The 15068-nt window shown below is 60.1% G+C and carries 16 protein-coding genes; 7 read left to right on the forward strand and 9 right to left on the reverse strand.

Annotated elements, in window-relative coordinates:
* Nucleotides 1-162: 162 nt before the first annotated feature.
* On the forward strand, nucleotides 163-2196 hold the full coding sequence (locus IP85_RS19620) for an ASKHA domain-containing protein (RefSeq protein WP_054151359.1): 2034 nt from the start codon (nucleotides 163-165) through the stop codon (nucleotides 2194-2196).
* Between the two features lie 591 nt (nucleotides 2197-2787).
* Here the strand turns inward: IP85_RS19620 and IP85_RS19625 are convergent.
* Nucleotides 2788-3237: a nuclear transport factor 2 family protein gene (locus tag IP85_RS19625; protein WP_054151360.1), complete on the reverse strand. Its 450-nt coding sequence runs from the start codon at nucleotides 3235-3237 to the stop codon at nucleotides 2788-2790.
* Nucleotides 3238-3311: 74 nt separating this feature from the next.
* Between IP85_RS19625 and IP85_RS19630 the strand changes: the two genes are divergently transcribed.
* Entirely contained in the window at nucleotides 3312-4088 is a 777-nt protein-coding gene (locus tag IP85_RS19630) for a YafY family protein (protein ID WP_082347833.1), read from the forward strand.
* A 404-nt stretch (nucleotides 4089-4492) separates the two neighbouring features.
* Here IP85_RS19630 and IP85_RS19635 read toward each other — a convergent pair whose 3' ends face one another.
* Nucleotides 4493-5089 (reverse strand): NAD(P)H-dependent oxidoreductase, encoded by a 597-nt coding sequence (locus tag IP85_RS19635; protein WP_054151361.1) that lies wholly within the window; start codon nucleotides 5087-5089, stop codon nucleotides 4493-4495.
* A gap of 98 nt (nucleotides 5090-5187) precedes the next feature.
* On the opposite strand from IP85_RS19635, the gene IP85_RS19640 reads away from it, so the two are divergent.
* On the forward strand, nucleotides 5188-5814 hold the full coding sequence (locus IP85_RS19640) for a TetR/AcrR family transcriptional regulator (RefSeq protein ID WP_054151362.1): 627 nt from the start codon (nucleotides 5188-5190) through the stop codon (nucleotides 5812-5814).
* Here IP85_RS19640 and IP85_RS19645 read toward each other — a convergent pair.
* The gene (locus IP85_RS19645) at nucleotides 5752-7203 is read right to left on the reverse strand and encodes a PLP-dependent aminotransferase family protein (protein ID WP_054151363.1); all 1452 of its coding nucleotides are present in this window, start codon (nucleotides 7201-7203) and stop codon (nucleotides 5752-5754) included. The two genes, IP85_RS19640 and IP85_RS19645, sit on opposite strands and share 63 nt — an antisense overlap.
* A 64-nt stretch (nucleotides 7204-7267) precedes the next feature.
* Between IP85_RS19645 and IP85_RS19650 the strand changes: the two genes are divergently transcribed.
* Nucleotides 7268-7993 (forward strand): pyridoxamine 5'-phosphate oxidase family protein, encoded by a 726-nt coding sequence (locus IP85_RS19650; protein ID WP_054151384.1) that lies wholly within the window; start codon nucleotides 7268-7270, stop codon nucleotides 7991-7993.
* A 46-nt stretch (nucleotides 7994-8039) separates the two neighbouring features.
* Nucleotides 8040-8669 (forward strand): histidine phosphatase family protein, encoded by a 630-nt coding sequence (locus tag IP85_RS19655; protein WP_054151364.1) that lies wholly within the window; start codon nucleotides 8040-8042, stop codon nucleotides 8667-8669.
* Nucleotides 8670-8673: 4 nt separating this feature from the next.
* Here IP85_RS19655 and IP85_RS19660 read toward each other — a convergent pair whose 3' ends face one another.
* The 3 genes from IP85_RS19660 to IP85_RS22455 all read right to left on the reverse strand — a co-directional run bounded on the left by IP85_RS19660 (nucleotide 8674) and on the right by IP85_RS22455 (nucleotide 10475).
* Complete coding sequence (locus tag IP85_RS19660; RefSeq protein WP_054151365.1) at nucleotides 8674-9111, reverse strand: thioesterase family protein; 438 nt, start codon at nucleotides 9109-9111, stop codon at nucleotides 8674-8676.
* 68 nt (nucleotides 9112-9179) lie between these two features.
* Complete coding sequence (locus IP85_RS19665) at nucleotides 9180-10076, reverse strand: LysR family transcriptional regulator (RefSeq protein WP_054151366.1); 897 nt, start codon at nucleotides 10074-10076, stop codon at nucleotides 9180-9182.
* 39 nt (nucleotides 10077-10115) lie between these two features.
* On the reverse strand, nucleotides 10116-10475 hold the full coding sequence (locus IP85_RS22455; RefSeq protein WP_197278032.1) for a hypothetical protein: 360 nt from the start codon (nucleotides 10473-10475) through the stop codon (nucleotides 10116-10118).
* On the opposite strand from IP85_RS22455, the gene IP85_RS19675 reads away from it, so the two are divergent.
* Both IP85_RS19675 and IP85_RS19680 read left to right on the forward strand, forming a co-directional pair.
* Nucleotides 10468-10746: a hypothetical protein gene (locus IP85_RS19675; protein ID WP_054151368.1), complete on the forward strand. Its 279-nt coding sequence runs from the start codon at nucleotides 10468-10470 to the stop codon at nucleotides 10744-10746. The two genes, IP85_RS22455 and IP85_RS19675, sit on opposite strands and share 8 nt — an antisense overlap.
* A gap of 335 nt (nucleotides 10747-11081) precedes the next feature.
* The gene (locus IP85_RS19680) at nucleotides 11082-12107 is read left to right on the forward strand and encodes a GlxA family transcriptional regulator (protein WP_006727769.1); all 1026 of its coding nucleotides are present in this window, start codon (nucleotides 11082-11084) and stop codon (nucleotides 12105-12107) included.
* 525 nt (nucleotides 12108-12632) lie between these two features.
* On the opposite strand, the gene IP85_RS19690 is transcribed toward IP85_RS19680, so the two are convergent.
* The 3 genes from IP85_RS19690 to IP85_RS19700 form a co-directional block, all read right to left on the reverse strand.
* Nucleotides 12633-13661, reverse strand: a complete 1029-nt coding sequence (locus tag IP85_RS19690) for a reverse transcriptase domain-containing protein (RefSeq protein ID WP_054151369.1) — start codon at nucleotides 13659-13661, stop codon at nucleotides 12633-12635.
* A 157-nt stretch (nucleotides 13662-13818) separates the two neighbouring features.
* Nucleotides 13819-14139, reverse strand: a complete 321-nt coding sequence (locus tag IP85_RS19695; protein ID WP_054151370.1) for a hypothetical protein — start codon at nucleotides 14137-14139, stop codon at nucleotides 13819-13821.
* A gap of 2 nt (nucleotides 14140-14141) precedes the next feature.
* Nucleotides 14142-14954: a hypothetical protein gene (locus tag IP85_RS19700; protein ID WP_054151371.1), complete on the reverse strand. Its 813-nt coding sequence runs from the start codon at nucleotides 14952-14954 to the stop codon at nucleotides 14142-14144.
* Nucleotides 14955-15068 lie beyond the last annotated feature (114 nt).

Raw genomic sequence — 15068 nt, forward strand, 5'->3', positions numbered from 1 at the left:
GGCCGCCGCGGCGGCCGTGCCGCGCGTGTGGGCGGTGGCGCACCGACGGAGTGATCGAAGCACCACTCTCCCCCCATGTGGGGGAGATGTCACGCAGTGACAGGGGGGTAAAACCTCCGCACAACAGATGAGGGAGACGTCCCTCGAAACCGAAAGACCAGAATGACCGACGCAACCGATCCCCTCGTCCTCTTCATGCCCTCCGGCAAGCGTGGCCGTTTCCCCATCGGCACCACAGTGCTCGAAGCAGCGCGCACGCTTGGCGTCTACGTGGAGAGCGTTTGCGGCGGTCGCGCCACCTGCGGGCGTTGCCAGATCGAGGTCCAGGAAGGCCAGTTCGCCAAACACGGCATCACCTCGTCGAACGACCATATCTCGCCGGTCGGGCCAAAGGAAAAGCGTTACGCCGAGGTCCGCACCATCCCGGAAGGCCGCCGCCTCTCCTGCTCGGCCACCATCCACGGCGATCTCGTCGTCGACGTGCCGCCGGATACGGTCGTCAATGCCCAGGTCATCCGCAAGGCCGCGACCGACCGCACCTTCCCGCGCAATCCGGCCATCCAGCTGTGTTATGTCGAGGTTGACGAACCCGACATGCATAAGCCGCTTGGCGATCTCGACCGCCTGAACCTGATGCTGGAAAAGGACTGGGGTTTCAACGACATCCTCGTTGCGCAGCATCTCCTGCCGGATGTCCAGAAGACCTTGCGCAAGGGCAATTGGGGCGTCACCGCCGCCATCCACCGCGACCTCGACACCTCGCGCCCCAACATGATCGCGCTCTGGCCGGGGCTGCACAACGAGGCCTATGGCATCGCCTGCGACATCGGCTCGACGACGATCGCCATGCATCTCGTCTCGCTTCTGTCAGGCCGCGTCATCGCCTCCTCCGGCACGTCGAACCCGCAGATCCGCTTCGGCGAGGATCTGATGAGCCGCGTCTCCTATGTGATGATGAACCCTGACGGGCGCGAGGCGATGACCAAGGCCGTGCGTCAGGCGATCAACGATCTCACCGTCAAGGTCTGCGCGGAAGCTGGCGTCGACCCCAACGACATCCTCGATGCTGTCTTCGTCGCCAACCCGATCATGCACCACCTCTTCCTCGGCATCGACCCGACGGAGCTCGGCCAGGCGCCCTTTGCGCTCGCCGTCTCCGGCGCCGTGCACACCTGGTCGCGCGAGATCGATCTTGCCATCAATCATGGGGCCCGCGTCTATTGCCTCCCCTGCATCGCCGGCCATGTCGGCGCGGATGCCGCCGGTGCCACGCTCTCGGAAGGCCCGCATCGTCAGGACAAGATGATGCTGCTCGTCGATGTCGGCACCAATGCCGAGATCGTCCTTGGTAACCGCGAACGCACGGTAGCAGCCTCCTCCCCCACGGGCCCCGCCTTCGAAGGTGCTGAAATCTCCTGCGGCCAGCGCGCCGCCCCCGGCGCCATCGAGCGCGTCCGCATCGATCCGGAAACGCTGGAACCCCGCTTCAAGGTCATCGGTGTCGAGCAGTGGTCCGATGAAGAGGGTTTTGCCGAGGCCGCGGAAAAGACCGGCATCACCGGCATCTGCGGCTCGGCGATCATCGAAGTCGTCGCCGAAATGTATCTCTCCGGCGTCATCTCCACCGATGGCGTCGTCGACGGTGGCATGGCTGCGAAAAGCCATAGAATTCTCGAAAACGGCCGCACCTTCTCTTACCTGCTGCATGACGGCGCCCAGAAGATCACCGTCACCCAGAACGATGTGCGCGCCATCCAGCTCGCCAAGGCAGCCCTTTATGCCGGCATCAAGCTCCTGATGGAAAAGCTCGAAGTCGAAACCGTCGACACCATCCGCTTCGCCGGCGCCTTCGGCTCCTTCATCGATCCGAAATACGCGATGGTGCTGGGCCTCATCCCCGATTGCGAGCTCGATGAAGTCAAGGCCGTCGGCAACGCCGCCGGCACAGGCGCCCTGATGGCCCTCCTCAACCGCGACTACCGCCGCGAAATCGAGGAAACCGTCACCCGCATCGAAAAGATCGAAACGGCGCTGGAGCCGCATTTCCAGCAACTCTTCATCGACGCCATGGCGCTGCCGAACAAGGTCGACCCGTTCCCGAAGCTCGCAAGCGTCGTGACGCTGCCGGAGCGGAAGGTGTTGTCGGAGGGCGATGGCGAGGGTGGCGGGCGAAGACGGCGGCGGTCGCGGGAGTAGGAGGGTGGGTGCGTTCCTGTTTTGAGAGGCAGCTTTGCGCCTTCAATCCTGCCGCAAGCACAGTTGCTTGCCGTCACTGAAAGCGGCCATTCTCCGCGGGGAAGTCTCGTTGCCTTCGCGCCTTCCATTTGGCTGTTCGAGCCGACTTTTCGGTCTTCCAAAAGCTGACGGTCCACCCCACCAGCCGCAAGGCGTAAACCGGGCGGAAAGGGGACTCGCAGCTTCTGGATTTACGTTGCAAACAGCATATATTCAAGCCGCCGTACTTAGGCATCGCCAGCTTTTCGGCGCAATTTCCACCCTGAGGGCGTCTTGAGTGCAGGCGGATACTCGATGCGGTGAGTGAGGAGGGTATCAAGCGCCGCAATCATAGGCCCGACCCTGCGCGGTAGATCGTGGTTGGCAGCGAGCCGGTGGTCAAAGTCAGCTTATCGAGCACTCGTCCTGAAGGCGGTTGTCGTCCCGGTGGACGCCAATCCGCCCACTGCGTCTCCCCGTGGGCCACGACCGGTCGCCGCCCAAATCCAATTCTCTCTGGACCGGCGCAAGCGCCGGTCCTTCGGTCTTTTTTTTCATGAAGCCCGTTGTTTTCTATTCCTGATCCATCACGGCGTCACCGAACGGATGGTCAATCACGATCTTCCAGCTTCCATCCGGCTGCCGGTGCAGCACGGCGACCGAAAGCGATGTCATCGGACCGTCCGGCCCAGGCGCGGTGCAGGACATCAGGTGGAGACCAGTGTCGCCTGCGACGACAACCTCATGCGCGCCGTACGCAAAGTTCACGCCGCTTGCGACGAATTCGGCGAACATGGCGCGAAGGGCGGCATCGCCGGCGACAGGCTGGCCCGGTTGGGCGATCACGACGGCCGAAGGTTCATAGGTCGCCATAACCCCATCGATGTTGCCCGCTGCAAAGGCTGTGGTCATAGCTGAGATGGTTTCGAGAATTGCCGTCTGGTCCATGTCTTCCTCCGCGTGGATTTGGGTTGCAAGTGTTGCGGTCAGCAGGGCGACCGCGCCAAAGTTCCAAAGTTTCATTTGTCTTTCCCATTTCAGTTTCGATGGCCGGACATTGCTGCTAGGCTGCGACAGTTTTTGTCAGGGGCCTTCTGGTGCGCTTATTTCGCTTGTTCCGACTGCTTGATTTCATGCGGCTGCGCTCCACGCCTGTTACTGCGGCATCACTGGCGGCCGACCTGCGCGTCTCTGTCAGGTCCATCTATCGCGACATCGCAGACCTGCAGGCGATGGGCGCTCCGATCCGCGGCGAGGGCGGCCTGGGGTATGTCATGGAGAAGGGTTACTTTCTGCCTTCGCTGCGGTTCGAGTCCGACGAACTGGACGCTCTCATTCTGGGGCTGAAACTCGTCTCCGAACGCGCTGGGCCGGTCCTCGACAGGGCGGCGGAGCGTGCGGCGGCCAAGATTTCCTCGGTGCTTGGCGATGCGCAAAAGGACAACATGATTGAACCCGCGCTGGAGGCAGGTCCTTCCCGACAGATGAACAGTGATGGCAACTCGTCGACCTTCGCCACACTGCGGCGTGCGATTGCCAGCAAGGAGATACTGACTGTCGGATACCGGAACTCTGAAGGTCGTCCGTCGACGAGAGAAGCGCGACCCTTGGGGTTAACGTTGTTCGAGAATGCTTGGCTCGTGACAATCTGGTGCGAGACCGCCCAGGACTTTCGGCATTTGCGCCTGGATCGGATCACTTTCACTACCAGTACCGGCAAGCGCTTTCGGGCGGACAAGGGTAAGCGTTTCAAAGATGCGGTTGAGCGCGAACGCAGTAACATGCCGGTCAAATGCTCGGCAGTTGATGCCCCAAGCGCCCGAATTGGCTGGCAAGCCGCAGAGACAGTTCGACGGAAGGATCGCGCCCTCTAGCCTAAGAGACTAACGCATGGGCTCGGTGGAACGAACACTCAAAGGCGGTCGCCAGGGAGGCCAACCATAGAAACCCAACCATCCGCATTGGCTACAGATCTACCATTTGGCGGCACCGAACCAATGGCAAGTTTCGGACGGCGAAGGTAACAATCCGAACGGCGACAATGAGGTCGCACGCGGCCATGGAGATTGCACGCAATCTATGGCCGCTATTTCTTCCGGGCCTTCAGAACCGGGCGGCCTGCTCTAGGCCCCCTTGCGGAAATGTTTACCGCTATGCGCTTTCATTCCGGCCGTCGCGCCTAGTTTTGTTGCACAAAACGCTGAGCAGAATGTCAGCTTAACTCATCTCATTCCGAGAACCCACCCGTCCCCTCCCGGCCCCAAATCGACCCTTCCCCTCACCCCAAAATCCCCGCCGCGTCCTCCACCATCTTCGCCAAGGCCTCGGGCTTTGCCCCACGCACGGGGCTGAAATACTTCACCTTCAGATCCTTGAAGCCACAGAAGCCGAGGATCTGGCGTCTCAGCACCTTCACCCAGCCATTGCCGTAAAACCATTTGAGAAAGAAGGTCGGCGTATCCGAGGTGATGACGACGCGGGCCTTGCGGCCAGCGAGCAGCGGCTTCGGGAAGGCCTTGCCCTCGATGTATTGAAAGCCGAAACCGGGCATTAGGACACGGTCTAGCAGGCCCTTCAACTGCGCCGGCGCCGATCCCCACCAGAGTGGATGCACGATCACCAGCCGGTCGCACCAGGTCAGGCTATCGGCAAAGGCCTGAAGATCCGGTTCCCATTCCATGCGCGCGCGGTAGCCTTGGCGAAGATTGGCGTCGAAATCGAGATCCTCAAGGTGCACCAGCCGAACCGTCTGGCCGCGCCGCCGCGCCTCGTCGGCGATCTTTTCCGCCATGGCGCCGCACAGGGCATCCCTGGCCGGATTGCCATTGAGAACAAGAAGCCGGGAGGGCTGTGCATCGCGCGACAGGAAGGACATGAGGAATACTCGTATTTTTGACCGTGGTCATTTTATGAAGGTGAAATTGACCGTGGTCAACATATATTTGGCGTAGGCTCGACCAAAAGGAATCGCGCATGAAGCTTCGCCAAACCCGCAGCCGTCAGACCAGGGACCATATTCTGGCCGCCGCGCGAGACCTCTTTTCCCGTCAGGGTTACGAGCAGACCAGCATCGACCAGATCGCCAATGCCGCCAAAGTCGCGAAATCCAGCGTCTTTGCCCATTTCGGCGACAAGACCAATCTCCTGGCGGCCCTCGGCCTGACCGAGATCGAGCAGCTGGCCGAAGCCGGCCGCAAGGGCGTCGGTATCGATCCAGAAGCAATGCTCGACACCCAGATTGGCGCTTTGCTCAGCCCCTGGCTCACCTATTTCTGCCGCGAGCCGGCCTTTGCCGGGCTCTATCTCAGCCAGGCGGCCATCGTCACCGGCCCCTATACCGAGACCTTCATGCGCCTCTGCTTCGAGGTGGAAGACCAGGTTGCTGCCCTCTTCACCCGCGCCTATCCCGCTCTCCCATCAGACGAAGCACGCCTTTACGCCCGGGGTGCCCAGGCGCTGTTCCATGAGGTCATCGTCTTCGAAATGTCGGAAGGGCTAAAGCAGTCGCGGCCAAACCCTGCGCCGCCGCAGCAGCTCTTATCTCAGATGCTGACGATCTGGGTCGACGGCGTCGCGCATCGGCGAGCCTTGAAGGCCTGACACGAAACGCCGGGCCGCCTGCGCCAGCACGTCAGGCGCAAAGCCGGAAAAGCCGATCACCAGTCCGCGCCGTTTCGTCTCGCCATGATAAAGCGGCGACAGCGCCTTGACGCCGAAACCAACGGCCCGCGCCTCAGCCGCCAGCGCCACATCGTCTTCCGCCCCGTCGAGCTCTGCCACCAGATGCAAACCCTGTTCCGGGACGGTCACCGCGAGCCGATCGCAGCGGAGCGCCTCGATGAGCGCATCCCGCGCCGCCTTCACCCGCTTGCGCGCCCGCTTGATATGCGCCGAAAAATGCCCGTCGCGCAGGAATTCCGTCAGCGCATCCTCGGCCAGCGTCGACGGAAAGCGATCCGTTAGCCGGCGAATTGCCAGCACTCGCTCACGTAAATGCCGGGGAACCACGAGATAGCCGAAGCGAAAACCGGGCAGCAGCGTCTTCGAAAACGTGCCCAAATAGATCACCCGCCCCTCGCCATCGATGCCCTGAAGCGCGCTCAAGGGCGGGCCGGCAAAGCGGAACTCGCTGTCGTAATCATCCTCGATGATATAGGCTCCCGTGGCCCGCGCCCAGTCGATCAGGGCAAGCCGCCTGGCCATGGAAAGCGTCACACCCAGCGGATACTGATGCGACGGCGTCACATAGACGGCCTTGGCATCCGGCCGCGCCGCAATCCCTGAGGCCACATCGATCCCTTCGCCATCGACAGGCGCCGGCGTCACGGCAATCCCCGTGCCGTCAAACAATTCGCGCGCCGCTGCATAACAGGGGTCCTCGATCCAGACCGGATCGCCGGGTTTGAGCAGCGCCCTGACCGCGAGATCCAGCCCCTGCTGCGTGCCCGCCGTCATGATCACCTGATCAGGCTCGCAGACCACCCCGCGCGCCGCCTTGAGGTAAGCAGCAACTTCCACCCGCAGCGCATGACTTCCCGCCGGATCGTTATAATGAAAATGACGCGCCGAGGGCTGCGTGAGATGCCGGTTCATCAGCATGCGGAAGATGCGAAGCGTCGTCTCGTCCGCCGTCGAACAACCGAGTGCGCCGGGCAGCGGCGCTGCCACCTCTTGGACCTCGATCACCCGCGGCTCGGGCACGGCCTGCAACAGTGGCACGGCCTCGGCCACATAGGTCCCCGCCCCCACCCGCGCTTCGGCAAATCCGTCGGCCACCAACATCTCATAGGCTGCAACGGCCGCCCCACGCGACACGCCAAACCGTTTGGCGATATCCCGCGTCGTCGGCAGCTTGTCACCGGGCTTCATCTGCCCGCTCTCGATCAGCCCGCGCAGCGAACGATAGAGCGCCAGCCGCCGCGGCCCCTGCGCCGGCAGCATCGGCGTGCTCGCAGACCAGTCGGAATTGGTTCGGATATTTTTAGCCATTATGGATCTTCTTTGGACCAATCTATCAGACTATCCCTGCCGCATCAGCCGTCAGGAGGCAAGCATGAACGAGAAACCCGAGCCACAATCCTTCCCCGTTACCCCGCGCAACCGGGCAAAACGCCTGCATGAGCGCGCGGCTTACGACCGCGACGCCGTCTATGCCGTGCTCGATGCGGCCCTGCTCTGTCACGTCGCCTATGTCATTGACGGCCAGCCCTATTGCACGCCGACCATCCACTGGCGCGACGGCGACTGGCTGTTCTGGCACGGTTCGTCCGCGAGCCGCATGCTGAAGAGCCAGAAGTCCGGCATCCCCGTTTGCCTGACCGTTGCCCATCTCGACGGCCTCGTGCTCGCCCGCTCCGGCTTCCACCATTCGGCCAATTACCGCTCCGCCATGTGCTTCGGCACGGCCCATATCATCGACGACCCGGAGGAAAAGGCGGACGCGCTCAAAGCCGTCGTCGACCGCTTCTATCCCGGCCGCACCGACGTGTTGCGCGAAAACGACCCGCAGGAAGCCAAGGGCACCATGGTCGTCGGCATGCGCATCGAGGAGGCCTCGGCAAAGGTCCGCTCAGGCGGCGTCTCCGACGACCCAGCCGATGTCGATGCCCGCGTCTGGGCCGGCGTCATCCCGGTCGAGACACGGCTCGGCCTGCCCGAAATCTGCCCCAACGTGCCCGAAGGTGTGACCTTCCCCGACCACCTCGCCCACTTTGAAGCGGGCAGACGCCTCGACGAGGTCTTGACGGAGAGCCAGGCTCTCTACGAAAAGCAGACCTGATCCAGGCCTCCAATTGCGGGGGCGCGCATCGAAAGCGAGGCCCCGCATGAAGACCCTTTACGTCGTCACCCATCCGCAATCGGTCCATCATGTCGAAGGCCGCGTCGGCGGCTGGTATGATACCGCGCTCACCGATCTCGGCCGCCGTCAGGCAGACGCGATCGCCGCCCGCATCACCGAACTCTGCGCCGAAGACACCCCGGCCCTCGTCTCCTCCGACCTCCTGCGCTGCAGCGAGACCGCCGAAATCATCGGCAGACACCTCTCCCTCACGCCCCGCCTGACGCCCGGCCTGCGCGAAATGAGCTACGGTGTCGCGGAAGGAAAGCCCCAGGCCTGGCTCGACACGCGCCGCCTGCCGGTGCCCGATGATGGCGGCCTCGACGACACCGGCGGCATCGAGGGGGCCGAAACCCGCCGCCAGACCGGCACCCGCATCTACGGCGCCATGGATGCGCTGATGGCCGATCCAGCCGACGCCCTTGTCATCGTTACCCACGGCTTCGCACTGACCTTCGTCATCGCCTGGTGGATCGGTATGCCGATCGAATGCCTCGGCCGGGTCAGTTTCCCCGTCCCCTCAGGCAGCATCACCCATCTCGCGGAAAACACCCAGTGGAAGAGCCGCAGTGTGATCCAGCTCGGCGAGAAAGCCCACCTCGCCGGGATCGCCTGACACCTCACCCCGCCTGCATCCACCCCTCGAGCTTCGCCCGCTGCGCCTCCGAAAACGGATGCGACTTGCGCGTCGTCTGGTCGAAATGCACCACCACCGTCTCGGCAGAGGCACAGAGCTTGGCCGCCTGAAACACCGCCTGTTGCATGGAGACCGACGACCGCCCGACACGCGTTACCCGCGTACCGATCTCGACCTTACCCGGCCACAAAACCTCGGCGATATAGTCAATATCGAGCTTGGCCAGCACGAAGGAAAAGCCGTCCTCGAGCAGCGGATCTTGCGGGTTGTAGATCAGCTCCACACGCCCCGTTTCCATGAAGGTGGCAAAGACGGCATTGTTGACATGCCCCTGCCGGTCCGTATCGCCATAACGCAGCTTGTCGTAAGCCTGCCCCGCAAAATCCTCGAGCCGCAGCGCCGGCTGCTTGTCATCCGTCATATCAACTCAAATCCTGTTCGCCATTCGCTAATAAGCCAATTCCCTAACCGCTTACCGATCGCGCAGGCTTACGCCGCCATCCCGATCATCTCGGAAAACGCATAACGCACGCTGTCGGCCACCGCCTGGATCGTCTCCGACGTCTCCTTGCCGGTGAGCAACCGCACCTCGAAGGACCCCAGCTCCGGCAGCCCGTGCTTGGAACCCAGCGCCGTCATGTCGTCGGTGAGATAACTGCGCGGAAGCGGCGCCACCGCGAGATCGGCAATCACGGCGGCCCGCTGCGCCATCGTGTGCGCCGAAAGATAGGCGATGCGATAGGGCCGCTTGTCCTTGTCGAGCCTGGCCAGCGCATCCGCCCGCCAGCAGCAGCCATCCTCCCAGATCGACACGGGCAGCGGATCGCGGATATGCGCCGTACCGCATTTGGCACCCGCCCAGACCAGTTGTTCCTGGTGGATCACCTCGCCCTCATGCACCACCTGACCCGGCGCGCAATTGACCAGTGTCAGATCCAGCCGCTGCTCGGCAAGCCGGCGCCGAAGCGCACCCGATGTATCGACCGTCAGGTCCACCATGATCAGCGGATAGAGCTCGGCAAAGCGACGCAGGATCGTCGGCATGAAGCGCTCGCCGATATCGTCGGGTGCGCCGAGCCTGACGACCCCCTTCATCTCGGGCATGCGGAAGCGCCCCACCGCCTCGTTCGACAGCGCCAGCATGCGCCTCGCATAGGGAAGCAGCACCTCGCCGCTTTCGGTCAGCGTCACCGAGCGCGCATCGCGCAGGAACAGCGTCACATTCAGCTGCTCCTCCAGCTTCTTGATCTGCATCGAGACGGCCGAAGGCGTGCGATAGACCCGGTCGGCGGCGGTGGTGAAACTGCCGGTCTCGGCGATTGCCACGAAGGTCCGGAGAACATCGTTGTCGAGCAGCGGAAGCGGCTGGCGGAGCATGAGAGTCATGAGGATTGACCTTCAACAAAATTGAACTTGAGAACGATACTATTGCGTTTGATTGAATGTCAATCCGGGCGCATCCTTCTCCTCACAGACCGCCAACAGGAGGATTGCCGCATGACACAGCAAGGTTTCCAGACCGTCCAGCAGAAGCTTGAGACGCTGCTCAGCAACACTCGCCGCCATGCCGTGCGCGAGCAGACCCGCGCGGCGCTCGCCATCCTCGGCCCCGCCCTGCGCGATGATATCGGCCTCACCCGCCATCGCCAATTGATCAGATTTCAGAATGACAAACATCAGAAACATTCGTTTGATTGATGGAACGAAGCCGATCACAACAGAGCTCTGGCCCAACCAACAAGGCGAAAGACGGGCCACCACCAAGAGGATAACAACCATGACCATGGTTTGCTGCGACACCCCTTTGCCTCGGCCGAGTTCCCGGACGATCCCGCGGCTCAACGCGCGCACTGACAGCGCCGGCCTGACCGCCGCCGCCCGAACGCTCGACGAGCGCGCAAGCCATGCCGCCGATCGCCTCGCGACCATCATCCGGACGCTGTCCCGCGCCCTCGCCGAGCACCGCCGCCGGCGTCTTGACGCGGCCGCCCTCGAAGCCCTGCCCTTCGACCTGCGCAAGGACCTCGGCTGGCCTTCCGGCGACACCGCGCCCTGACACTGGCCGCCGACCCCGGCGGCGCCTCGCGCCGCTCCGGCAACCCGTTTGCGACGGAGCCGCCCCATCACGTCGCAAACGGGGCAGTGCCCGCCTCCCAGCCCAATCCGCGAAATCAAGGTTTTTCAATTACCTGCCGCCGTGCCGCGTCAGGCGCCTGGCTCACGGCGTCGCAGCCTGAAAAAAGTCGGAAAATGTCGTTCTTTAGCAATTGCCGATGCGGGCGCGGCGCGCGATAGGATGACAATGTCGTAAAACGACAATCGCGCCGATCGATTCAGGCGGAGCATGCCTGCAAAACAAGGGAACGGCAGCAAGGACAACTGGGCATCATCATGAGCAAGATACAGCCGCAAACCAAGAAGCGTTCGATCGTCTTCTTCCTCGTCCCGCATTTCACCCTTCTGCCCTTTGCCGGCGCCATCGAGACGCTGCGCATCGCCAATCGCATGCTGGGTTATGCCGCCTATGAGTGGCGCCTCGCCTCCGTCGATGGCCAGAAGGTCTATTCCTCCTCGGGCATCGGCATCGAGGTGAATTCCTCGCTCGCCGACGAGCGCCGCTTTCTCGGCGGCGAAAACCGCCCGAACATGGCGATTGTCTGTTCCGGCATCTATGTCGAGGAGTTCAACAACAAGTCGGTCAATGCCTGGCTGCGCGAGGCCTATAACCGCAATGTCGCGGTCGGCTCGCTCTGTACGGGCGCCCATGTGCTGGCCCAGGCCGGCCTGTTGAATGGCAAGCGCTGCGCCATCCACTGGGAAAACCTGCCCGGCTTCTCGGAAACCTTCCCACAGGCCGAAGTCTATGCCGACCTCTACGAAGTCGACGGCAATCTCTACACCTGTGCAGGCGGCACCGCCTCGCTCGACATGATGCTGAACCTGATCGGCCAGGATTTTGGCGAAGGCCTCGTCAACCGCGTCTGCGAACAGCATCTGACCGACCGCGTCCGCTCCGCCAACGACCGCCAGCGCCTGCCGCTGCGCGCCCGCCTCGGCGTGCAGAATTCCAAGGTGCTGCAGATCATCGAGCTGATGGAAGCCAATCTCGCAGAACCGCTGTCGCTTCTGGAAATCGCCGACGACGCCGGCCTCTCCCGCCGCCAGATCGAGCGCCTCTTCAGACAAGAGATGGGCCGCTCCCCCGCCCGCTACTATCTCGAAATCCGCCTCGACCGCGCCCGCCACCTGCTCGTCCAGTCCTCCATGCCCGTCGTCGAAGTCGCCGTCGCCTGCGGCTTCGTCTCCGCCTCCCACTTCTCCAAGTGTTACCGCGAACTCTACAACCGCTCTCCCCAGCAGGAGCGCGCCGAACGCAAGCTGACGATGTCGAGCAACCGGACGGGGGTGGTGGTCTAGGCCACGAGCCACAAAGGGCGCGCCCAGGTTAAGCCCTCCCCCTTGTGGGGAGGGTTTGAGAGGGGCCTTTGTCATCGCGAGCAGCCAATCCAACAGGCTGCAATTCCCGCTCTGACATGCTAACCTGCCCTCAGCTTCGCACGGAGACAGGGTATGGCCCCAACCGAAAAAAGCGCCTTCGATCTGCCCCCTGAACAGTCCGACTATATCGATCGCCTCGTCAGCGCCGGCACCTATGCCTCGGCGAACGACGTCATAAGTGCCGGCCTCAACGCCCTGAGGACCGCACGAAGCATCTACTCAGAATCGTCCTCAGCTCTCACGCACCTCTTGGCGCAAATAGATGACGTGTGTACAAACGCCGATCCGACGCGTGAAAACGAACCCGAAAGACTTAGAATGCCTCGCTATAGTAGAGACGCAAGGCAGGATGCTAGGCTTTATGGCACCCGTTTTTACTCTCATGCAGTCATTTAGAATTTCAGAAATCAATAAAGTAGCTTTGCACTTTCAGAAATCGGACTTTTATACAACACGCTTCAGCTGAATAATGTACCGCATGTCGTCCTGAAACTTTGCTTCCTTTGTTACGAAGTACGCAAAATTCAATCGACCTAACAGGCGATCTATATAATTCGCGCTGTCGTTGTCAGTCTTTCGGAGGTGCCCATTGAGACCAAACCTTCTGATATAGTACATCTCCTGGCGTAATTTCCTCCGCTCATCTTTCAAGATGTTTAGCCGTTCATTCACGACAATGCCGGTGACGAACTTCCGGGCACCCTTACCCGCGAAATCCGTTTTCTTGTCATTGATCTGCAGGCGGCATTTTTTCAGCTCCTGCCTCAGGAAGGGAAGGAGGCTCGGCAAATCAGGCGCTTTAGAGCTGAAGGCCATGTCGTCAGCGTATCGAGTGTAGAAGATCTCCTTCTCGATGCAGTGGCCGAAAACTGCGGCGTCGAATCCGCGCATAACCAGATTGGAGAGAAGTGGACTAGTTGGGGCGCCCTGCGGCAGCCCATTGTTCAAAGTACACAGACCCGTCAGTAGTCGCGCGACTTGAGCAGTATAACCCAGCCCAAAGAAAAGCTGATAAATTGAATGAGTATCGATATTTGGAAAAAAGTCCTTTATATCGACCTTAAGCATGTAAGGGCGTTTGCGGTGAATCACCGCATTGCCACGCAACGTGTGATTTTTCCTGTAAGCTTTTGCGGCTTTATGCGGCTCTACGTTACGTAGCAAGTCATCAACTATTGATTTCTGAACTAGCTTAAGAGTAGGCAGCGGTTCGTTGATGATACGCATCCCGCCGCTTTTCTTCGGAACTTTATACTCTCTGTAGAAATTCTCCGGAGACGCTGATACGGAGTGAAGAAAATACTCCGAGAGGCCCAAAATCTTCGAAAGATGCAGTGAGTCAAGCACTGGCTTCGCGTTGTTAATCGCAATCCCGTCGATATATTCCTGAACTATTTCGTAGCGATCCTCAGATCCGAAATCGCTAAAAAGATCCAGTTGCACATATTCTTGTGCGAATTGGAATTTGAGCATCGAACGTTCCAGTTACTAAATAACCATTACCTTCAGGTAGTGCGCCTTTAGGCGCTTCAATGGAAATTACATTTTTCGCTCCGTGAAAAATTCATTTCCATTGAATGGGCCTGAAGTGCCATCCAATCCAGATTGGCGACTCGCCAATCCTGCGGCATTACCGCTGGGGTCTAACTCTGTCTCTGATCTGAGTGAACGTTCGATGCTCAATCACATACTGAGCATTTTCGTCCATTTTTTCAACCATGTGTTCTGCAAGTGGCGGTAGTATTTTTCTCGGTCCACGCTTGATGTTCGGAAGAACGACATTAGGGCCCAGCAAAAATTTCGAGCCACTTCGAACCAGCAGACCATCCTTCAGATGCTGCCTCAACGCTCCCGCAATCTGTGAAGCGGTAAATCCCATTCCCTCAACAGTAGAGAGCGATCCATCTCGCGCGATGGCAATCAGCACCGCATCACCTAAAGATACTGACATGGCTATCCTCTCGGGAAAATGGCAGGCCAAGTTCCCCCCTCACTATCATTTCGACACCAAAAAATCGGGAGAGTGTTGTTCGGGGTCTTTTTCATAGTCACCAGCGCTTCTGACTTCAGATAACCGCGACGATAACCCTTACTGACAGATGCGCGATCTTCAATTCGATCATATACCGCAAGGGGATCCCAACCGGATCCAAACGAACTGGAGCCAGAAAGCGCAGGAGAAAGCTCTAGAAGAGGCACAGCTGAGTAGCAGTAATCGCTTATGCGAGTTCGTGCCTTGGACATCATAGCAATCGAATACAGGTACACGTCCCGGTAAGATAGGCCGTAAGCCGCCGCACACTTTCGAACGAATGCTCTAAATTGCGATCCGCTGCCCACAAAGTCGTCGACAACGATGATGCTAAACTCAGCAATCCGATGACTCACACTATCAAGAGACTCCAACACCAACATCTCAGAGAAATTTTCATCTTCTAAGAAGCGGGTCAGATCATAGCCGATGGCATGACCGCTTTTGATCTTACCCTTGGCATCGCTCACAGGAATTATAACAATTTTCTCTCCTGAGAAAGTTTCTTCTATGTTGCGCGCCATCTGAAAGCAATAATCATCGTAATGCGTACATAGAAAATACTTTTCCAGAAGAACCTTTACGAGATCGAACTCCTCCTCGTCTTCGAGACGCTCGAATAGTGAGAAAGCAATATCTTCTATTGCCACCCCTCTATTGTTTTTTAATCCTCGCCACCCTTTTTTACTGAATATTTCGTCAATTTCATACAGCTGTTCGAAGCTAATTTGCATGTGGGGTACCGGCTGCCAATTTCAGTAAAAAGCGCTTCATACTGCCTCTTGAAGACATTGTGGCCCTGAGTAGCATCTCAAATCAAGCGCAACCGTCAAGGATTTCGCATGTGT

The organism is Rhizobium sp. AAP116, assembly GCF_001295785.1.
In the GTDB taxonomy this organism is placed as follows: domain Bacteria; phylum Pseudomonadota; class Alphaproteobacteria; order Rhizobiales; family Rhizobiaceae; genus Allorhizobium.